The following is a 19,488-nucleotide window of genomic DNA, read 5'->3' on the forward strand; positions in this document are numbered from 1 at the left end:
ATACCTCTCAACCACAATTATAACAGATTTTTTCACTTATCTAACCGATTTTTTCAAGACATTGTCATTTTCGATTGACAATCTTATCCTAAAATAAAAGAAATCCTGAGAATAAATAAAAAAGAACCTGAGACAATAAAGCAATGTCATTAAGTTAAGGACATTGGTCAATTGTGCCACAAATTCTTTCCAAAAGAAAACACTCCATGAAAATCCATGAAGTGTTTGTAATTGCTGTAGTGTAGCTGGTTCTTAACGTTTTGAGGCACGGAGAATCCCCTTTGCAGCCGTATCTGTAAGCGACTAAAGTCGCAACAGCTACGTCAACTGTTCCGTCAATTTAGATAAAAAACACTTCCCTAAATAGAGAAGTGTCAGAGTTGTAAAATAATCTGAACAAACAGATTAACGTTTACTAAATTGACTAGCTTTACGAGCTTTCTTAAGCCCTGGTTTTTTACGTTCAACCATACGTGCATCACGTGTAAGAAGACCAGCGCGTTTCAATGAATCGCGGAAGTCTGGGTCAACTTCAAGAAGTGCACGTGCGATTCCGTGGCGGATTGCTCCTGATTGGCCTGCATAACCACCGCCAATAACGTTAACAAAAACGTCGTATGAACCTTCAGTAGATGTTACTGCAAAAGGTTGGTTGATAACAAGACGAAGGTCAGCATGCGGAATGTATTCTTCAACATCTTTTTTATTTACTGTAATTTTACCAGTACCTGGTACCAAACGAACGCGTGCTACAGCGTTTTTACGGCGTCCAGTTCCTGCATATTGTGCTTGTGCCATTATATTATGCTCCTTTCCTCTTAGATAAGTCCTGTAATATCAAGTACTTCTGGCTGTTGTGCAGCATGAGTGTGCTCAGAACCAACAAAGACTTTCAATTTCATACCTTGTGCACGTCCAAGAGTGTTGTGTGGAAGCATACCTTTAACAGATTTTTCAATCAAACGCACAGCATTTTTAGAACGCAATTCACCAGCAGAGATTTGTTTCAATCCGCCTGGATGCATTGAGTGAGTGTAGTAGATCTTATCAGTTGCTTTTTTACCAGTTAATTTAACTTTTTCAGCATTGATAACGATAACGAAGTCACCAGTATCAGTATGTGGTGTGAATGTTGGTTTGTTTTTTCCGCGAAGAACGCTAGCAACAACTGCTGAAAGACGTCCAAGAGGAACATCAGTTGCATCAACAACGTACCATTTGCGTTCAACTTGGCCTGGTTTAGCCATAAATGTTGTTTTGTTCATGATTTCTCCTATACGAATCTTATGTTTACAAGTAGTGGATGTTCCGGTCCACTGGTTATTTGAAGGGTTCCGGGGCCTTTCAAATGGGGTAAACAATACCGTCTTATATAATATCAAAAAATCAACCTCAAAGTCAAGAGGTTTTTCTTGTAAATCATAATTTTTCACACTACTGAGGGCTCAACAATTTGGCGCGATATACTACAGGTTCTGCTGCAATCTTTTCTCACCACTTTGAGGAAAGGAAAAGAGAGGACCAAAAGTCCCCTCTAGATAGTCTCTATATTGTCGTAAACAGCCCCTGTATTATAATTTCTATCCCTACTGCTCTAGACAAGCAGACACCGCTCCTTTAGTCCTTGAAAAAGCTCTATCTGCCTTTTTGCTTCTAAGACTAGCGCTTTTAGTCTTCCCAAAAAAGCTCATCCAAGGTTTTATCTAAAGCCTTACAAATCTTAAGGCAAAGGTTAATGGTCGGATTATAATCTCCTTTTTCTACAGCTGCGATGGTTTGACGGGATACGCCAATCAAATCAGCTAAAGCTTGCTGCGACAAATCTTTACCCGCACGCGCAGCTTTCAAACGTAAATTTTTCATTCGACTGCTTCTTTCTTATTAAGATAGTGACGATAAAGGATACTTACCCCCATGCAAATCAAGAAGAGAGCCATTACTAGCACAAAAGAACTTTTAGCAGTAAAAATCTCCCATAAACTATAATCTTTTATAAAAGCTACAACAATGGAGACAAAAAATATGATCAGGCCCAAAACGATAGCCATGATTCCAAATACTCTACCGTATTTACCAAACTTTCCAAAGCGTGGTTCAGCAAAAGGACTGGCACCTTTAAGAGTACTGTAACAAAAATTAAGCGTTAAACTACCCCAAAAAGCAAAATTGATTAAAAAACTGTTTTTCTCTACAAGCAAGGCTATATAAAGCACAAACATGACAAACCAATAAGAGAGGACATAGCTTTTATGAGTAATTTGTATCTGCCGTTCATCATAAATATAAGAGGATTTTTTATCTGATTTTTGATTTCCTATTTTCATTCTTTTCCTTTAAATTTTCAAAATAAGCGTACTTTTACTAAGAAGGCCTTCGGCTTTACTTTGCCTTAATATTAGACCAATAGGCAGCCGATTGTCTTATTTTATCGATTCTTCGTTTCCTTTTTATCCCGAGCCAATTTATAAGCAGCAACTAAAGAAATAATAGCAAAAGTCAGCACAAACAGCAGGCTTATTGACTTTTCTCCCCTTAAATAAAGGTGTCCGCCTTGGCTGAAATCTCCCTGACTCCAATTTCTATAAACAGCAAAAATCTGAACAGCAAGAATGCAGGCATACAAGTATAAGAATTTTTTGCCTTTTTCCGCCGTAAAATAAGCATCATTTAAAATACTGCCGCAGGCAAAAACTCCCACTATCAGAAAAAGACTGGCAGCACCTGCAAAGGATATCGAGATATACTTTGCCATTTCTTCTCCCCATATAGCAAGAATAAGATTGAAGCCCATCACAACCCAAGCCGCATTAGTATAAGCTTTCTTTTGCATGAGAAGCTGGCGTTCATCATAATTTCGCCTGCCTTTTTTATCAGCGTAGTGCCTCAAGAATACCAGACTTCCTACTACAATAAATAATAAAATTAAATTAACAATAGAATCAAGCATAAGAAACACCTCCTTCTTTTTTCACTTTTATCATACTCTTTCTATGGCATAATGTCAAGTATATTTTACAATATATCTGAAATATTTTTCTAAAAGTAAAAAATTTTGGGACAGACAGCATTTATAGCTATCTGTCCCAAACTCTTTTTCTGTTTATCTGGCATCCTTACCAATGGTAAAGATTGCCAAGGTATTCGGTCCAACATGGGTTGAAATAACTGGACCCAAAGGCAGTATAATCACTTTTTTAATGTGTTCATTTTCCAGCAGCTGCTCTTTTAATTTTTCAGCAGCATCACTGTCATTAGCATAAGCAACAACAGCAGTATCATGCGCCACATCAGCTGTTGCCCGTTTCAACATTTCTCTCATGCCCTTTTTACGGCCGCGCAATTTTGCAAGAGGGATTAGTTTCCCGCTGGCATCCAGCCATAAGAGCGGTTTAATATTGACCAAGCTCCCTACAAGAGCTGAAGTTTTAGAAAGTCGGCCGCCTCGCATTAAGTGATACAGGCTATCTACCAAGAAGAAGGTGCGCAGGCGCGGTCCCACATCAAGAATCATTTCTTTGGTTTCCTGAAGGGATTTGCCTTCTTTGCGAGCTTTGGCCGCCAGCATAGCCAAATAGCCCTCTCCGCCAGCTGCTGCTAAGCTATCAATAATTTCAATACTTGCCTGCGGATATTCTTCCAAAATAATATCTCGTGCCATAACAGCAGACTGGTAAGTACCTGATAAAACTGATGAAAAGGCAACATAGAGCACTTCCTGCCCGTTTTCTGCAGCTTGACGAAAATAGGCTTCAAACTGCCCCACATTAACTTGACTGGTTGTGGGCTTACTGCCTTCAGCAATTTTTTCTAGCAAGACCTCGCTTGTCAGACGGTTAGGACCTACTGTTTCATAAGTGACATCATCTAGCTGGACGGTTAAGCCGAGCACCTGAACATCATTTTCGTTGGCCCAGCTTTCGGGCAAGTCGGCAGTTGAGTCGGTCAAAATTTTAAAAGTCATTTTTATCTTCCTTTTCTAGAGCGTTACTTTCGATTTCTAAAAACTTCATACATAAGAAGGGCAGCTGCCACACTGGCATTGAGGCTTTGGACATGCCCATTCATAGGAATAGTAATCATCTCATCCACTTGTTTTTTGATGTTGGTAGAGATCCCTTTACCTTCATTGCCAATGATAAGAGCCAACTTGCCAGCTGTGTTCCATTTGTGAGAAGGCGTGCCGTTCATATCTGTCCCAAAAATCCAGAAACCTGATTCTTTGAGCTTATCAAGAGTTTGGCTGAGATTGGTCACACGGGCAATAGGAACATGTTCTACTGCTCCAGTTGATGTCTTGGCAACAACTGGTGTTACTCCAACCGCGCGGTGTTTGGGAATAATTACCCCGCAGACATTGGTCGCATCAGCCGTCCGCAAAATGGAACCAAAATTATGCGGATCAGTCAGTCCGTCCAAGATAAGGACAAGAGGATTGTCCTCCTGCTCTGCCTTTGCCAAAAGAGCATCCAGCTCAGTATAGGCGAACTCAGAGACGCGCAAGACAAAGCCCTGATGAACAGCGCCATTAGCCATGTCAGACAAAGTTTTCTTGGCCGTCCAGGAAATTGAAACCTTCTTCTCTGCGGCCAGTTCTTTGATTTTTTCAACATTTTTACCGCGCAGGTCATCCTGAATGTACAGTTTATTGCCAGTATTGGCTTGAAGTGCCTCAGTTACAGCATGAACACCGTACACAATATCTATATTGTCAGTTTTTTCTTTCATAGCCCTATTATACCATGAAAAATGGTCCTCTTGACAAAATCAAGATTATTTAACATTTAAAAAACGCAAAGGAATCTATCTTTGCGTTTGAAAACTCTTTTTAACCATTCTCCACCGTCTCAATACACCAATCAATCAACTCTTCTAAGCGTCCGATTTGCTCAGTCATATGGAGATAGCCCATGACCGCCTCAAAGCCTGTTGACATCTTGTAAGTGACAATGTCGGTATTCTTAGCCTTGGTGTTGGCATTGGCATTTCGTCCGCGACGGTAGATATCTTCTTCTTTTTCGGTCAATAGCTGCGCTTCCAGCATTTTATTGATTAGCATAGCCTGAGCCTTGGCTGACACGTAGTGAGTGGCTTTGCGGTGCAGCTGATTAGGCTTGGTAAGACCCTGAAAAATCAGGTACTTGCGAATGTAAGTGGAATAAACCGCATCCCCCTCAAAGGCCAGAGCAATGCCATTGATCAGATTGACATCAACCACCTTAGTCACGTGTCCACCTCACGCCGTCTTTGGTATCTAGAAGCTTGATACCCTGCGCAGCCAGTTGATCACGGATAGCGTCAGCCTTAGCAAAATCACGCGCTGCCCGCGCTGCCTGACGTTCTTCAATCAAGGCTTCAATGTCTGCATCCAAGACTTCTTCTTCAAAGACAATGCCAAAGACAGCAAGCATTTTTGCAAAGGCTTCCTTGACTGTCTGATCATAATTGCCAGAGTTAATCCACTTAGCCATATCAAAGACAACAGTGATGCCATTAGCGGTGTTGAAATCATCATCCATAGCCTCTTGGAACTTGTCCAAAAGTCTGGCAAAATCAGTTTCGTCCACTCTATTTGTAAAAGGCTGTTCATAGGTGTTTTTCAAATATTTGAGATTGACTTCAGCATCATGAACAGCTTTTTCTGTGAAATTAAAGGGTTTACGATAATGCTGGGTCGCAAAGAAGAAACGCAGAACTTGTCCGTCTATTGTCTTGAGAGCATCATGGACAGTAATAAAATTACCTAAGGATTTGGACATTTTTTCGTTGTCAACGTTAACAAAACCATTATGCATCCAGTAATTAGCAAAGGTCTTCCCCGTTTTAGCCTCAGACTGAGCAATTTCATTGGTATGGTGGGGAAATTCCAAATCAGCGCCGCCACCGTGAATATCAATGGTATCGCCTAAGATTGTCGTTGCCATAACCGAGCATTCAATATGCCAACCCGGGCGGCCAGCTCCCCAAGGGCTGTCCCAGGAAATTTCCCCTGCTTTGGCTGCCTTCCAAAGCGCAAAGTCCAAAGGATCTTCTTTGAGATCACTTTCAGCATCCACTCGGCCGCTGGCTCCAATTTCCAATTCTTCCAAAGTCTTATTGGCAAGAGCAGCATAATGATCAGATTTGCGAACACGGAAGTAAACATCTCCTGATGATTCATAAGCAAAACCCTTGTCCACCAAAACTTGAACAAAATCAATAATTTCCTGCATGTAATCAATAACCCGCGGATTTTCAGTCGCAGGTTTGACACCAAGGGCTGCAACATCTTCCTTGAAAGCCGCAATGAACTTATCAGACAGCTCTTTTGTTGTCATACCAGCTTCTGCAGCTGCTTTGATAATTTTATCGTCAACATCTGTGAAGTTGGAAACATAATTGACAGTGTAACCACGGTATTCAAAATAGCGGCGAATGGTATCAAAGGCAATAGCCGATCGACCATTCCCCACATGAATATAATTATAAACAGTCGGACCGCAGACATACATGTTAACTTGACCCTCTTTGAGAGGCACAAATTCACGCAGACTGCGCGTCATGGTATCATAAATTTTAATCATAAATTCTCTCTCCAATCATTGCTCAGAATCTGCTTTCGTCTTATAAAAACAGCGTCACAGCCCCGATGAATGCATGCTGGCCTCTCGGGCTTCTTCAAGTTTTTTGAGGTAGTATTCCCGCTTCCCTTCTATTTCATGAATAGCCAGTTCATCCTTTTTACCATGCACGCGGACAACCTTGGCCGGAACACCAACAACTGTTACATCTGATGGTACATCAGAAACAACAACGGCTGCTGCCCCCACCTTAGCATTCTCACCGATTTCAACTGGACCAATAACCTGTGCGTGAGCAGACACCAAGGCCCCTCGGCGAACGGTGGGGTGGCGTTTGCCGACATCCTTACCCGTACCACCAAGTGTCACTCCATGATAAAGCATCGCTCCCTTTTCAACGATTGCTGTCTCACCAATAACCAGCCCTGAGCCATGGTCAATAAAAACGCCTTCGGCAATTTCGGCTCCAGGATGAATTTCAATCTGCGTCCAAAAACGCCAGAATTGACTGTGCATCCGTGCCAGCAATTTTAAATGATGTTTCCACAAGAAATGAGAGAGGCGGTGAGCAGCCAAGGCTTTAACCCCTGGGTAGGTCAAAAGAACCTCAAGCGATGTCCGCGCTGCCGGATCTTTTTCTTTGACAATGTTAATGGTTTCTTTCCACCAACCCATATTTGCCTCCTTTTGCTTTTAGTCCATACCAGACCATTCAACAACAATCTGTTTATCATCAAAGGGATTGATAACCACGCCCTGTGCTGCAGCTTTAGTTTCTGAATCTTGAATATCAGCTACTTTCCAGGTCATGATAACACCCTGCGCTTCCCTAAACGGAAGCCCAAATTCCTTGTCATGGTACCATTTGACAAAGCTTGGCAGATTGGAAAAAATCGGTACATAGCTTTCCCCGTCCGGATTGGACATAGTTGGAAAACCCTTGTCAAAATCCCCCTCGTCCTTAGGATGAATAAAGGCAGGCACCAGATAATACTTATCCAAAATAGTCGCTGCCTGATTGTCTTCACTGAAAACGGTATTCAAAATAGCAGTGTAGTTATTGATAAACTGTACCATTTCATTACTTTGAAAAATGGTCGAGTTGCCAAAATCCCCTGTTCTTTTAATATTATAAACAATACCGTTTAAACGATTGACAATAACTTCTTCTAAAACCTCAAGACTTGGACGCTCTACCCAATTTTGTTTTCTGGCACTGGTTTGCTGCGCCTTAAACAGCTTCAAATCTTCCATATCTGTAAAGACAGGTGTCACTTTTTGTCCTTCAAGCGAAATAGCATAAGGCTGATCGCTGGCCAAGACCGGAAAAGAATGAAGACTGTTCACAAGCGTCAAACTGTTTAAAAAATTATCGGGTTCCTTAATAAAACTCCGCAGAGCCATATCAAGTTCTTTGTTAAATTTATGCATCATAATTTTCTTCTTTATCCTTATGTTCTTTTCTAGGATGATAATGTTTTGCAGATTTATGGGCTTTAGATCCTTGTTCTGCTTTAGGCGGTCGCGGAAGGAGAGCCTTCATAGAAGCATCAACACGTCCCTTGTCATCTATCTTGATGACTTTAACAGTAACAGTATCTCCAACTGCCAGTACATCTTCTACCTTATTGGTACGGCTCCAGGCAATCTCAGAAATGTGAACCAAAGCATCTGTCTGATCGAAAAGATTTACAAAAGCACCAAATTTTTCAATACGAACAACCTTAGCCTCATAGACCTCACCAACCTTGGCTTCGCGTACCAAGCTTTTAATAATTTCTTTGGCACGGTTGATGGCCTCTTGATCACTAGAGTAAATAGCTACATTGCCTTCTTCATCAATATCAATCTTAACACCAGTTTCTTCAATGATTTTATCAATGGTTTCGCCGCCTCTGCCGATAACAATCTTAATCTTATCCACATCAATTTTAATGGTATCAATTTTTGGTGCTGTCGGAGCCAATTCTGGACGCGGCTCAGGAATGGTAGCTTCGATTAAATCAAGAATTTCAAAACGGGCTTTTTTAGCCTGAGCAAGAGCTTCCTGCAAAATCTGTGGGGTAATTCCTGCAATCTTAATATCCATTTGCAGAGCAGTAATCCCTTCACGAGTTCCAGCAACCTTGAAATCCATATCGCCGAAGTGATCTTCAAGACCTTGAATATCTGTCAGCACAGTGTAGTTGGTACCGTCTGAAATAAGTCCCATTGCAATTCCGGCAACTGGCGCCTTAATAGGCACACCGCCAGCCATCAAAGCAAGAGTTCCCGCACAGATAGAAGCTTGAGAAGAAGAACCGTTTGACTCTAAAACTTCTGCTACCAGACGAATCGCATAAGGGAATTCTTCCAGACTTGGAAGCACCTGAGCAAGAGCACGTTCGCCAAGAGCACCGTGACCAATCTCACGGCGGCCTGGAGCGCCGTAACGGCCAGTTTCACCGACAGAATACTGTGGGAAATTGTAGTGGTGCATGAAACGTTTCTTATATTCCGGATCAAGACCGTCAACAATTTGTGTTTCTCCCATTGGTGCCAGAGTCAGAACTGACAGGGCCTGAGTCTGACCGCGTGTGAAGAGACCAGAACCATGCACCTGCGGCAGAAAATCAATTTCAGCATCGAGCGGACGAATTTCATCAACACGGCGGCCATCAGGACGAATTTTATCCTCAGTGATGAGACGGCGCACCTCCGCATGCTCCATCTGCTCGAGAATCTCTGCCACATCACGCATGATGCGCTCATATTCTTCATCTTCTGCATAGCGCTCGTCATATTCAGCAATCACACGTTCTTTAACAGCTTCCGTTGCTGCTTCACGCGCTTTTTTCTCTTCGACTTGAACAGCTTGAGCCAGCTCTGTGTTGTAATTTGCAATAATTTCAGCCTGTAAATCGCTGTCTACCTGCAGCAATTCGACCTCAGCCTTTTCCTTGCCGACTACAGCCACGATTTCTTCCTGAAAGGCAATCAGTTCACGCACAGCTTCATGTCCCTTAAGAAGGGCTTCCAGCATGACCTCTTCTGGCAATTCTTTGGCACCGGATTCAACCATGTTGATGGCATCCTTGGTTCCGGCCACAGTCAATTCCAGCAGCGAAGCTTCTTTTTGTGCCGCTGTCGGATTGATAATGTATTCGCCATCAATATAGGCTACCTGAACCCCTGCAATAGGTCCGTTAAAAGGAATGTCAGAAATAGACAGAGCCAGCGAGCTGCCAAACATAGCTGCCATCGGAGCACTAGCATCTGCATCATAGGAAAGGACAGTATTGATAACTTGAACTTCATTGCGGAAGCCTTCAGCAAACATCGGACGGATAGGGCGGTCAATAAGACGAGCTGTTAAGGTTGCATCGGTTGACGGACGTCCTTCACGTTTGTTGAAACCGCCAGGGATTTTTCCAGCCGCATACATTTTTTCCTCATAGTTGACCTGCAGTGGGAAAAAATCTCCTGTTGACATTTTCTTAGACATAACAGCAGCCGTAAGAACGGTTGAATTCCCATAACGAACGACAGCTGCTCCATTAGCCTGTTTTGCAACCTGACCAATTTCCACAACTAACTTTTTACCAGCAAAGACTGTTTCAAACACTTGTTTTGACATTATTTTCTCCTGAAAAATTGTTCTACGTGTTTTCCACAAAATTGAGGGAGTAAGCCCAAAAATGGTAAGCCAGTAGTCTTATTTTGATGGCTGATGAATTTTTCTTTGTGAGCCATCCAGCTGCGTCTTATGGTTAGCCTTGAAATCAGGCCGAACTTACTTCTTCAACTTTGCACAAAACCACGTATCTCGTCTATTTTAACATATTTTTAAGGAAAAGAAAAAGAGGGGAAGTAGCTTTTTACTGGTTTAAGCTAGAAATTTATCTGCCCCCTTCTTTTTGTTTATAGTCGATGAAACAAAAGCAGCCCGCTGGAAATTATTCTCCAACAGGCTGCTTTACATGTTCTTTCGGATATCTTCAAATTAACGACGAAGTCCGAGTGAGCTGATGAGATTACGGTAACGGTTAACATCTGTACGGCGAAGATAAGCCAAGAGGTTACGGCGATGACCGATTTTTTTCATCAAGCCACGGTAAGTTGCGTGGTCTTTTTTATGCTGTTTGATGTGTTCGTTGAGGTGGTTGATTTCCCAAGTCAGGACAGCAACCTGTACTTCTACTGAACCAGTGTCGCCTTCGTGGCGAGCATATTGTGCGATGATTTCATTCTTTTTCTCTTTTGAAATTGCCATAATATTTTCTCCTTCTGAATCCCTAATCCGAGTGCTGGGTTTTGGCGAATCCCAGAACCAAGAAAAGGTTACTTGTCTTTAAGACAGTTCTTATTTTAGCAAATTAGCCCCCCAACGTCAACTGATTTTCTTTGATGACAAAGTGCAAACTCTAGCTGACAGTATCAGAAGAATTTTTATATTAATTGAAAAAGGCCCGCCGAAGCGGACCCTGACTGCAAACTATATTGATAGGGTTTAGAACATATCAATCAAAAGCTGTTTCAATTCTTCAATGTATGGCTGACGCGGATTAGCTGGCGTACATTGGTCATCGTAAGCCAAGCTTGCCAAACGATCAACTGCTGCATCAAAGGCTTTCTTGGTAACCCCATTAGCTGACAGTTTTGGTTCGACACCGACAGCGTGCATCAATTTGTCAATGCGTGCGCAGAGAGCTTCAACTAATTCAGCATCATCCTTGCCTTCAAGGCCGAGGTGACGAGCGATATCTGCATAGTCACGCTGTGCACGGTATTCTTCGTAACGTGGATAAACAGAGCGTTTCACATTGCCAGAAACCCCGTTGTAGCGGATAACATGCTGCATAGCGATTGAGATAGCCAGACCATGCGGAAGTCCAAATTCACCACCTGTTTTGTGAGCCAGTGAGTGGTTGATACCAAGGAAGGCATTACCGAAGGCCATACCTGCGATGGTTGATGCGTAATGCATGTTTTCTTTAGCTTGTTCACCGCGAAGAGTTGGGTTCTTAGGATCATAGTTATAAGCATCTTCCAAGTTTTCAATAATCAACTTAATAGCTTCAAGTGACCATGGACGTGTGAAGTCAGATGCCATAACTGATACATAAGATTCAAGTGCGTGTGACAATGCGTCAAGACCTGACCAAGCAGCTGTACGTTTTGGTACAGTCATAACAAATTCTGGGTCAACGATAGCGACTTGTGGCACCAATTCATAGTCAGCAAGAGGGTATTTCACGTGTGTGAAATCATCTGTGATAACGGCAAACGGTGTTACTTCGGCACCTGTACCAGATGTTGTTGGGATACAGAAGAGACGTGTAACTGTTTGATGTTTGAATTTCACGATACGTTTGCGGATATCAATGAATTTTTGTTGCAATTCAAGGAAGAATTCGCTGACGTTTTCGTAAGAATCAAGCCAAGTGTCTTCTCTATCAAGAGATACTTCATAAATGAGACGAGCAATCTTAGACGCGTCAATGGCAGAACCACCACCGATAGCGATGACTGTATCTGGTTTAAAGTCACGCATTTGTTTAGCGATTTCAATTGTTTGGCCAAGTGTTGGGTCAGGTTTGATAGTACCGTAAAGAGATGTCACTACCTTTTCATCACGAAGAGACAATTGTGCATAAACTGTATCAACGAAACCAAATTGAACCATACCTGGGTCAGCAACAATAAGTGCACGTTTCATTGGTTCGTATTCATCTTGCAAGTAAGAAATCGCATTCTTTTCGTAGTAAGTTTTTTCTGGCAAACGAACCCATTGAGGACGGTTACGGCGTTTCGCAACAGTTTTCACATTCAAGAGGTCGCCAGTAGATAGGTTGTGTGACAATGAATTTTTCCCCCATGATCCTGTTCCAAGAGTTAAGCTGGCTTGCAATGCATCCGTATAAACGTCACCGATACCACCGACTGAGTCTGGCTGGTTAACCAAGACACGAGATGAATTAAGGGCATCACCGTATTCCGCAACGAATGGATCAGCTTGAGAACCAATTTGGATAGCACAGTTGTGACCAGCACCTTGATAATCAAGTAAAGCAGCTACGATTTCGATACCGTCTTTACGGTCTTTAGCTTTGTAAACAGAAAGGAGCGGAGAAAGTTTTTCGGAAGACAGTTTTTCACCAATGTTTTTCTTATCCAATTCAAACAAGAGGACATCTTTACCTTCTGGTAATTTCACACCAGCTTGTTCACAAATCCATTGTGCTGACATACCAGCAACTGGTCCGTTAACTCCATGATTGTCATTAAAGACGAAGTCTTCAAATTTCTTGTAATCTTTTTTAGGAACTAAATAAGCACCTTTTTCCTGCATTTTAGCAAGCCATTCTTTATAAATTGGTGCTTCCACAACTGCTGAATTTTCAGTTGCACAAATCATACCATTATCAAAACGTTTTGATAAAAGAAGATCTTCAACCGCACGGTCAAGGTGAGCAGTCGCATCAACGTAAACCGCACCGTTACCAGCACCAACACCCATTGATGGGTTACCAGATTTAAGAGCGGCATTAACCATACCAGGTCCACCAGTTGCAAGAATGGAAGCAATATTTTTATTTGAAATCAAAGCGCTTGTATTTGCAAGAGACGGAGTATCAATCCATTGAACAATATTTTCAGGAGCGCCAGCTTTAACCGCTGCATCATACAAGATTTGAGCAGCATGAGCAGAACAATTTTGCGCTGCTGGGTGGAAGGCAAACACGATAGCATTACGTGTTTTCAAGGCAACCAAGATTTTGAACATGGTCGTTGATGTTGGGTTTGTGGTTGGTACAATACCTGCTAAGACACCAAGAGGTGCAGCAATTTTGATACTGCCAGAAACCTTGTCTTCACCGATGATACCTACTGTTTTTTCGTTTTTGATGCGTTCGTAAACATATTCTGTCGCAAAGTGGTTCTTGGTATCTTTATCTTCGACAACTCCGCGGCCAGTTTCTTCATGAGCTTCTTTAGCCAATTCTAAGGATGCTTCAGAACCAGCAAGTGCCATAGCAGCTACGATTTTATCCACTTGTTCTTGTGTATAAGTCGCGTAAATCTTTTCAGCTTCCAGCGCTTTTTCAACAAGCGAATTAGTGTACTGCTGTGCAGCTTCTTCAACAGTCAGCTCTTCTGTCTTTGCTTTTTTTGCCATTCAAGAATTCCTCCCAATAAATGATAGTTGGTAAATAATGATTAAGAAGAAAGATGCTTTTGTGATTTTCTTCACGTATTATTGTAATCCTTTTCAACAAAAAAAGCAAGTGTTTTTGTGAATTTTTTCTCAATTTTTTTAACTTTTATTTTTAAACGAAAGCTTTAATCGCCTGTAAAGAAAGCACCAGAATCATTTTCTGGTGCTAGATAAATTTTTTGTCTGTATCAGTAGGACAAAACTTAAAATCAAACTGACAGCTGCAAATATTAAAAAGGCCATATTTAATCTTGGATTGATTTGTGTAAAGAGCTGCAAAACAAGAGATGCACAGCCCCCACCTAGATTGCAGCCGATAAGCACTAATGTTGTTGCTGCTGTTAGCTGATGGTGAGGAATACACTCTGAAATTTTGTGAAAGACCAAGGTTACTCCTAAACTGTAGACAAAACCGGTAATCAAGGCTCCCAGTCCCAAATGCCATAATTGCTGAGCCTGCCAAAGCAGCAAGAGACCCAAGCCTAAAACCAAAAGCACCAAGGGCATCAAATAGTCCTTGAACCAGCTAAGCAGAAAACTAAACAGGGTTCCCGCTAAAATCCCCATCAACATCATTAAACTTAGAATCAAACTAGCCTGACTGGCAGTTCCCAAATGCAGCTTATCAACTAAAACAGGAATGCGAAGGGTGTTAGCCGAATTAACCAAAATGACAAAACCAGCATAGAGAGCCATCCCTAAAATATAGAGCAGCTGATTGGCATTAAGTTTTTGACTGTGTTTTTCCTCACTGCCTACTTGTCTGCTTTTTTCCGGCTTTTGCGGAACAAACATAAAGTACAAAACCAAAATAGGCAAACCAAAGCCATAAACCAAAAAGGCAGCTGGCCAGGAAAATCTCAGTAATTGACCGGCTAAAAAGGTCAAAACTGCTGATCCCAGAACTTCCATGGAACCTCTAAGTCCTAACATCTGTACCCGTGTTTTCCCTGAAAAACGTTCGCTGATAATACTAATGGCACGCGCATTAATCAAGCCGATTCCAAATCCCAAAATCAGGCGCGAAAGGAAAACCAAAGGATAAACTTGGAAGAAAACGGGCAAAAGACCACCGACAGAAAGAAGGGACAGCCCTAGAACAAGGCTCAAGCGTTCCGACAAGATACGATTTAGCCAGGGATTAAGCAGCAGGGTCGCTAAGATAGCAAAGGACGATAAAGATATGAGTAATTCAACCTGAGCACTGCTGTAGCCTCGTGCTTGATAAAAAGTCAGCATTTGAGGCAAGGCAGGAGCAACTGCAAAAGTTGACACCAGCATCAAGGATAAAGATAAGAGACTGGCCTTCTCCAGAAAGTGTTTCATAGAAACTCCTTAAACTTGTTTTTTCTTATAAAGAGAGTATAATCAAACTTAGCTAGGAAAAATATGACATATGTCACAATTAGGAGGAAGAAAGCAGTGAAAAAGTTAAAAGATTGGATTAAAAAGTATCAGCTGGAAAAAATTTTCCCTGCTCATTACTTTGAAAAGCTGCAAATCAAATCTTTCCCAGCTGGAGAGTGTATCTGCCAGCAGGGTCAAGACTTACAGGCGCTGTCTTATTTTGTTCAGGGTAAAATAAAAATTGTCCGTCGCCTCTTTAATGGTAAAGAACACATTTTAGATATTCAAGATAAGCCTACTCTTATCGGTGATATTGAACTATTAACAAATCAGCAGACGGTATCTTCTGTTGTCGCTCTTGAAAAGTCATGGGTCGTTCAGCTTCCGCTTGAGAACACTAAAACTATGCTGCTTAAAGATCCTCTTTTTCTGCTCAAATTAGGACAGGGATTGGCTCAGGCACTCTACCAGCAGAATATCCGTGCCTCAACCAATCTTTCTTATACGGTCAAAGAGCGCTTGGCCAGCCATATTTTAGCTATCCAAAAAGACGGCAAATTTCGTTTAGAACTGAGTACTCTGGCTGACTCATTCGGCGTTAGCTATCGCCATTTACTGCGTGTCATTGGAGAATTCATCGCTCAGGGACTGATTTGCAAGCAAAAACCTTATTATCACATCACCAACCACAAACAGCTGAGCCGGTGGCAAATCAAGGAATAAAGAGGCTTTCTAACTTTATTTATCCCCTATTTTGTGCTATATTTAACTTACTGTAAGAACAAGGAGAAAAGAATGTCTGTTATTAAAAAACTTACTCAAGCCAGCCATTTGATTGATATGAATGATATTATCCGCGAAGGCAATCCAACTCTTCGCGCAGTAGCTCAGGATGTCACCTTTCCTCTTGCTGATGAGGACATCATTTTGGGAGAAAAAATGCTACAATTTCTGAAAAACTCACAAGACCCTGCGACTGCTGAAAAAATGGGACTGCGCGGCGGTGTTGGTCTGGCAGCGCCTCAGCTGGATATTTCAAAACGCATTATCGCAGTTCTCGTCCCCAATCCAGAAGATAAAGATGGCAATCCGCCTAAAGAAGCCTATGCCTTGGAGCAAGTCATGTACAATCCCAAAATCATTGCCCACTCAGTCCAAGATGCTGCTCTGGCTGATGGTGAAGGCTGCCTGTCAGTTGACCGTGTCGTAGAAGGCTATGTTATCCGCCATTCCCGCGTTACTATTGAATACTATGACAAAGAAGGAAACAAACAGAAACTCAAGCTCAAAGGTTTTAATTCAATCGTGGTACAACATGAAATCGACCACACTAATGGCATCATGTTTTACGACCGCATCAATGAAAAAAATCCTTTTGAAGTAAAAGAAAATCTGCTGCTAATCGAATGAGGCAGTACAATCATAAAAAAGAGCGGAACATTGATTATGTTCTGCTCTTTTTAATTATTATCAAAGCTGCTTAGTATCCATTTGCTTACCTGTAAAAGATTAAGCATAGACCTGTTCACTTAAGCCACAATCGCTTTAGCGACTTCTTCTGTTGTCATGCGGCTGAAATAATGGGTTGTGTCAACCGTTTGGAGTTTTTCCAAAACATCTTTATATTCATAACGGCTGCCAACAAGGAGCTGTTCGATATCTGATACATCACCGATACCAAAGAAATCGCCGTAAATCTTGATTGATTTAATCAAAGACTTTTCAACATTAGCATAGATTGTAATTTTACCAGCAGGATAACGAACACTGCGTTTGATAGTATATTCTGGTGCTGCCCCGTAAATCCAATCCCAGTTGCCAAACTGCTCTTTTTCAGACTGTTTGATGCGCTCCAGCTCAGCTTCTGAAAATTTATATTCTGTCATATCCGGATTTTCTTCTTTAACTTGTTCCAGAAGGGCATCGCGAAAGGCCAGCACATCCATTTTCTGAGGCAGCTCATCATTAATATTTGTCACCCGAGCTCGGACGGATTTGATGCCTTTGGATTCAATCTTGTCCTTGCTTACTTTAAGTGCATCTGCTAAAACAGACGTATCCACATCAAACATCAGGCAGCCGTGATGCATCATTCGCCCTTTGTAATAAGCCTGAGCATTGCCGCAGAATTTTTTCCCGTCAATTTCAAGGTCATTGCGGCCGGTAAATTCGGCTTTGACTCCTAATTTAGCCAGAGTATCAATAACAGGCTTTGAGAAAGTCTTGAAATCAAAAGCTCCCTCATCTGCCTTATTTGAAATAATCGTATAATTGAGATTGTTAAGGTCATGGTAGACAGCTCCGCCGCCCGATAAACGGCGAACGACATGAATACCGTGAGCATCGGTATACTCCTTGTTAATCTCTTCGATAGCATTCTGGTGTTTGCCGATAACAATAGTCGGCTCATTAATCCAGAGAATAAAAATTTCATCTTCATCCAGCATTTCCCTAAAGGCGTAAGCCTCTAGAGCAATATTAAAAGCCGGATTATTCGAATGACTGACAATATACTTCATTTTTTCTCCCAAAAATTATTTAAAAAGGGACAGCTGTATAAACTCACATTTTATATCATCTGTCCCATCAGATAGCATTTCTGTCTAGAAGATTTGCCCTATTAGTGACGCTTAGGCGGATTGTGAACAGCTTCTCCCAAAACATCGGCAAAGGCTTCATACATATTTTCTGAGAAAGTTGGGTGACCGTGAATTGATTGAACTACTTCATCAACCGTTAATTCATTTTCCATGATGGTTGAAGCTTCGTTAATCAATTCTGCCGCAGCCGGACCTAGAATATGGACACCGAGAATTTCATGGTACTTGGCATCAGCAATGACCTTAACAAATCCTTGAGCTTCGTTTGAAGCAATGGCGCGTCCATTGCCTGTAAAGCTAGATTTTCCAATCAGCACATTGCCATATTTAGCCCGCGCATCTTCTTCGGTAATTCCGCACATCGCCACTTCAGGATGTGTGTAAACCGCTGCTGGCGTAAAGGCAAGATGAGCCTTGCGGGTATTGCCATGCAGAGCATTTTCAGCGGCCACTTCTCCCATGCGGTAAGCAGCATGAGCCAACATCTTAAGACCGTTGACATCACCAGGAGCATAAATTCCAGGAATAGAGGTTTCTTGGTAATCATCCACTTTAATGCGGCCGCGTTCCATTTCAAGATCAAGTTTTTCAAGTCCCTTCATTTGTGGCACACGTCCGATTGATAGCAGCGCCTTTTCAGCCACAACTTCTTCGCCGTTATTGAGCTTCAAAGTCAGTTGGTTATTGGATTCAACAATTTCTTCCACACCGACAGATGTTTTAATCGTCATGCCTTTCTTAGCTAAAATCTTTTGCAATTCAAGAGAGACTTCTTTATCCATGGCAGGGATAATGCGATCAGCCATTTCAATAACGGTAACTTCAACACCGTATGATGCCCAAACCAGTCCAAGCTCAATACCAACGACACCGCCGCCCATAACAGCTAAGGACTTAGGAATTTCACGCAGATCAAGAATATCATCTGAGGTCAGAACAAGCGATGAATCGATACCTGGAATATTAATGCGCGATACTTTGGATCCGGTCGCCAAAATAATGTTATGGCCTTTGATTGTTTCCGAACCAATGGTCACTGTTTTATCAGGATTCACCTGTCCAAGACCATTGAAGATAGCAACTTTGTTGGCTTTCAGCAGGCCTTGAACCCCGCCTGTCAATGTCTTAACAACTGAATTTTTAAAGTCAACCGTTTTATCCATGTCAATGGTATAGTTGGTTGAAGCAAAGTTAATACCACGGCCAGCCGCCATCTTAATACCATCAAGGATTTCAGCATTTTTCAGATAAGTCTTAGTTGGGATACAGCCCTTGTTCAAGCAGGTACCGCCAAATTCCGATTTTTCAACAATAGCTACCTTGCCGCCCAGCTGGGCACCGCGAATAGCAGCATAATAGCCAGCAGGGCCGCCACCAACAACAATAATATCATATTCATCATCAGCCAGCGGTGCCCTTTGAGCAACTGCCTGCTCTGCTGGTGCATCAGGAACTTCAAGACCAGCTGCCTTGAGAGCATCAGTAGAAGCTGCAGGAGCCTCCGTTTCAACCACTTCACCAGCGGCACCAATGTAGCCAATCACTTCTGTTACCGGAACAACTTCTCCATTACCCTTGACAATTTTCAGCAGAACTCCTGAATCTTCCGCTTCAAGTTCCATGTTGGTCTTGTCTGACATGATTTCAAGCAGGATATCTCCCTCCTTGACCTCATCGCCTTCTTGTTTTTTCCACTCGATGATTTCGCCTTCTTGCATATCAACACCGAGTTTTGGCATTATGATTTCAACTGCCATTTCTTTCTCCTTTTATTTTTATCATACGC

At 42.0% G+C, this 19,488-nt stretch carries 19 protein-coding genes; 2 read left to right on the forward strand and 17 right to left on the reverse strand.

Going from position 1 to position 19,488, the window contains the following annotated elements; translation table 11 throughout:
* Positions 1-405 precede the first annotated feature (405 nt).
* The 15 genes from rpsI to SCSH_RS10075 all read right to left on the reverse strand — a co-directional run bounded on the left by rpsI (position 406) and on the right by SCSH_RS10075 (position 15,081).
* Positions 406-798 (reverse strand): 30S ribosomal protein S9, encoded by a 393-nt coding sequence (gene rpsI / locus SCSH_RS10005; RefSeq protein WP_003090339.1) that lies wholly within the window; start codon positions 796-798, stop codon positions 406-408.
* 20 nt (positions 799-818) lie between these two features.
* A complete protein-coding gene (rplM, locus tag SCSH_RS10010) occupies positions 819-1,265 on the reverse strand; it encodes a 50S ribosomal protein L13 (protein WP_057491765.1) in 447 nt (148 codons plus the stop codon).
* 403 nt (positions 1,266-1,668) lie between these two features.
* Positions 1,669-1,863 (reverse strand): helix-turn-helix transcriptional regulator, encoded by a 195-nt coding sequence (locus SCSH_RS10015; RefSeq protein ID WP_057491766.1) that lies wholly within the window; start codon positions 1,861-1,863, stop codon positions 1,669-1,671.
* Entirely contained in the window at positions 1,860-2,324 is a 465-nt protein-coding gene (locus SCSH_RS10020) for a hypothetical protein (RefSeq protein ID WP_057491767.1), read from the reverse strand. Before SCSH_RS10020 ends, SCSH_RS10015 begins: the two co-directional genes overlap by 4 nt.
* A 101-nt stretch (positions 2,325-2,425) precedes the next feature.
* The gene (locus tag SCSH_RS10025) at positions 2,426-2,947 is read right to left on the reverse strand and encodes a hypothetical protein (RefSeq protein ID WP_057491768.1); all 522 of its coding nucleotides are present in this window, start codon (positions 2,945-2,947) and stop codon (positions 2,426-2,428) included.
* 153 nt (positions 2,948-3,100) lie between these two features.
* On the reverse strand, positions 3,101-3,961 hold the full coding sequence (locus SCSH_RS10030) for a DegV family protein (protein WP_057491769.1): 861 nt from the start codon (positions 3,959-3,961) through the stop codon (positions 3,101-3,103).
* A 23-nt stretch (positions 3,962-3,984) separates the two neighbouring features.
* Positions 3,985-4,725, reverse strand: a complete 741-nt coding sequence (gene rlmB, locus SCSH_RS10035) for a 23S rRNA (guanosine(2251)-2'-O)-methyltransferase RlmB (RefSeq protein ID WP_057491770.1) — start codon at positions 4,723-4,725, stop codon at positions 3,985-3,987.
* Between the two features lie 100 nt (positions 4,726-4,825).
* On the reverse strand, positions 4,826-5,224 hold the full coding sequence (locus SCSH_RS10040) for a Mini-ribonuclease 3 (protein WP_057491771.1): 399 nt from the start codon (positions 5,222-5,224) through the stop codon (positions 4,826-4,828).
* The gene (gene cysS, locus SCSH_RS10045) at positions 5,217-6,560 is read right to left on the reverse strand and encodes a cysteine--tRNA ligase (RefSeq protein ID WP_057491772.1); all 1,344 of its coding nucleotides are present in this window, start codon (positions 6,558-6,560) and stop codon (positions 5,217-5,219) included. Before cysS ends, SCSH_RS10040 begins: the two co-directional genes overlap by 8 nt.
* Before the next feature lie 54 nt (positions 6,561-6,614).
* Positions 6,615-7,232: a serine O-acetyltransferase gene (cysE, locus tag SCSH_RS10050; RefSeq protein WP_057491773.1), complete on the reverse strand. Its 618-nt coding sequence runs from the start codon at positions 7,230-7,232 to the stop codon at positions 6,615-6,617.
* Between the two features lie 18 nt (positions 7,233-7,250).
* Positions 7,251-7,991, reverse strand: coding sequence for an SseB family protein (locus SCSH_RS10055; RefSeq protein ID WP_057491774.1), 741 nt, complete (start codon positions 7,989-7,991; stop codon positions 7,251-7,253).
* On the reverse strand, positions 7,981-10,173 hold the full coding sequence (gene pnp, locus SCSH_RS10060; protein WP_057491775.1) for a polyribonucleotide nucleotidyltransferase: 2,193 nt from the start codon (positions 10,171-10,173) through the stop codon (positions 7,981-7,983). Before pnp ends, SCSH_RS10055 begins: the two co-directional genes overlap by 11 nt.
* A 366-nt stretch (positions 10,174-10,539) precedes the next feature.
* Complete coding sequence (gene rpsO, locus SCSH_RS10065; RefSeq protein ID WP_057491776.1) at positions 10,540-10,809, reverse strand: 30S ribosomal protein S15; 270 nt, start codon at positions 10,807-10,809, stop codon at positions 10,540-10,542.
* Between the two features lie 237 nt (positions 10,810-11,046).
* Complete coding sequence (adhE, locus tag SCSH_RS10070) at positions 11,047-13,716, reverse strand: bifunctional acetaldehyde-CoA/alcohol dehydrogenase (protein WP_057491777.1); 2,670 nt, start codon at positions 13,714-13,716, stop codon at positions 11,047-11,049.
* Positions 13,717-13,908: 192 nt separating this feature from the next.
* Positions 13,909-15,081, reverse strand: coding sequence for an MFS transporter (locus SCSH_RS10075; RefSeq protein WP_057491778.1), 1,173 nt, complete (start codon positions 15,079-15,081; stop codon positions 13,909-13,911).
* A gap of 63 nt (positions 15,082-15,144) precedes the next feature.
* On the opposite strand from SCSH_RS10075, the gene SCSH_RS10080 reads away from it, so the two are divergent.
* On the forward strand, positions 15,145-15,825 hold the full coding sequence (locus SCSH_RS10080) for a cyclic nucleotide-binding domain-containing protein (RefSeq protein ID WP_057491779.1): 681 nt from the start codon (positions 15,145-15,147) through the stop codon (positions 15,823-15,825).
* A gap of 72 nt (positions 15,826-15,897) precedes the next feature.
* Positions 15,898-16,512 carry a peptide deformylase gene (def, locus tag SCSH_RS10085; protein ID WP_057491780.1) on the forward strand — a complete coding sequence of 205 codons (615 nt, stop codon included), beginning with the start codon at positions 15,898-15,900 and terminating at the stop codon, positions 16,510-16,512.
* A gap of 119 nt (positions 16,513-16,631) precedes the next feature.
* On the opposite strand, the gene lplA is transcribed toward def, so the two are convergent.
* Both lplA and lpdA read right to left on the reverse strand, forming a co-directional pair.
* Positions 16,632-17,621 (reverse strand): lipoate--protein ligase, encoded by a 990-nt coding sequence (gene lplA, locus SCSH_RS10090; protein ID WP_057491781.1) that lies wholly within the window; start codon positions 17,619-17,621, stop codon positions 16,632-16,634.
* 101 nt (positions 17,622-17,722) lie between these two features.
* Positions 17,723-19,459 (reverse strand): dihydrolipoyl dehydrogenase, encoded by a 1,737-nt coding sequence (lpdA, locus tag SCSH_RS10095; RefSeq protein ID WP_057491782.1) that lies wholly within the window; start codon positions 19,457-19,459, stop codon positions 17,723-17,725.
* Between the last annotated feature and the right edge of the window lie 29 nt (positions 19,460-19,488).

Source organism: Streptococcus orisasini, from assembly GCF_001431045.1.
GTDB lineage: Bacteria > Bacillota > Bacilli > Lactobacillales > Streptococcaceae > Streptococcus > Streptococcus orisasini.

Excerpts from the sequence above, each read along its gene's own strand:
- SCSH_RS10020 (WP_057491767.1), bottom strand. The coding sequence starts at position 2,324 with ATGAAAATAGGAAATCAAAAATCAGATAAAAAATCCTCTTATATTTAT.
- rpsI (WP_003090339.1), bottom strand. The coding sequence starts at position 798 with ATGGCACAAGCACAATATGCAGGAACTGGACGCCGTAAAAACGCTGTA.
- SCSH_RS10015 (WP_057491766.1), bottom strand. The coding sequence starts at position 1,863 with ATGAAAAATTTACGTTTGAAAGCTGCGCGTGCGGGTAAAGATTTGTCG.
- adhE (WP_057491777.1), bottom strand. The coding sequence starts at position 13,716 with ATGGCAAAAAAAGCAAAGACAGAAGAGCTGACTGTTGAAGAAGCTGCA.
- rplM (WP_057491765.1), bottom strand. The coding sequence starts at position 1,265 with ATGAACAAAACAACATTTATGGCTAAACCAGGCCAAGTTGAACGCAAA.
- SCSH_RS10075 (WP_057491778.1), bottom strand. The coding sequence starts at position 15,081 with ATGAAACACTTTCTGGAGAAGGCCAGTCTCTTATCTTTATCCTTGATG.
- lplA (WP_057491781.1), bottom strand. The coding sequence starts at position 17,621 with ATGAAGTATATTGTCAGTCATTCGAATAATCCGGCTTTTAATATTGCT.
- SCSH_RS10030 (WP_057491769.1), bottom strand. The coding sequence starts at position 3,961 with ATGACTTTTAAAATTTTGACCGACTCAACTGCCGACTTGCCCGAAAGC.
- pnp (WP_057491775.1), bottom strand. The coding sequence starts at position 10,173 with ATGTCAAAACAAGTGTTTGAAACAGTCTTTGCTGGTAAAAAGTTAGTT.
- SCSH_RS10025 (WP_057491768.1), bottom strand. The coding sequence starts at position 2,947 with ATGCTTGATTCTATTGTTAATTTAATTTTATTATTTATTGTAGTAGGA.
- cysE (WP_057491773.1), bottom strand. The coding sequence starts at position 7,232 with ATGGGTTGGTGGAAAGAAACCATTAACATTGTCAAAGAAAAAGATCCG.
- SCSH_RS10080 (WP_057491779.1), top strand. The coding sequence starts at position 15,145 with ATGACATATGTCACAATTAGGAGGAAGAAAGCAGTGAAAAAGTTAAAA.
- rpsO (WP_057491776.1), bottom strand. The coding sequence starts at position 10,809 with ATGGCAATTTCAAAAGAGAAAAAGAATGAAATCATCGCACAATATGCT.
- cysS (WP_057491772.1), bottom strand. The coding sequence starts at position 6,560 with ATGATTAAAATTTATGATACCATGACGCGCAGTCTGCGTGAATTTGTG.
- def (WP_057491780.1), top strand. The coding sequence starts at position 15,898 with ATGTCTGTTATTAAAAAACTTACTCAAGCCAGCCATTTGATTGATATG.
- lpdA (WP_057491782.1), bottom strand. The coding sequence starts at position 19,459 with ATGGCAGTTGAAATCATAATGCCAAAACTCGGTGTTGATATGCAAGAA.
- rlmB (WP_057491770.1), bottom strand. The coding sequence starts at position 4,725 with ATGAAAGAAAAAACTGACAATATAGATATTGTGTACGGTGTTCATGCT.
- SCSH_RS10055 (WP_057491774.1), bottom strand. The coding sequence starts at position 7,991 with ATGATGCATAAATTTAACAAAGAACTTGATATGGCTCTGCGGAGTTTT.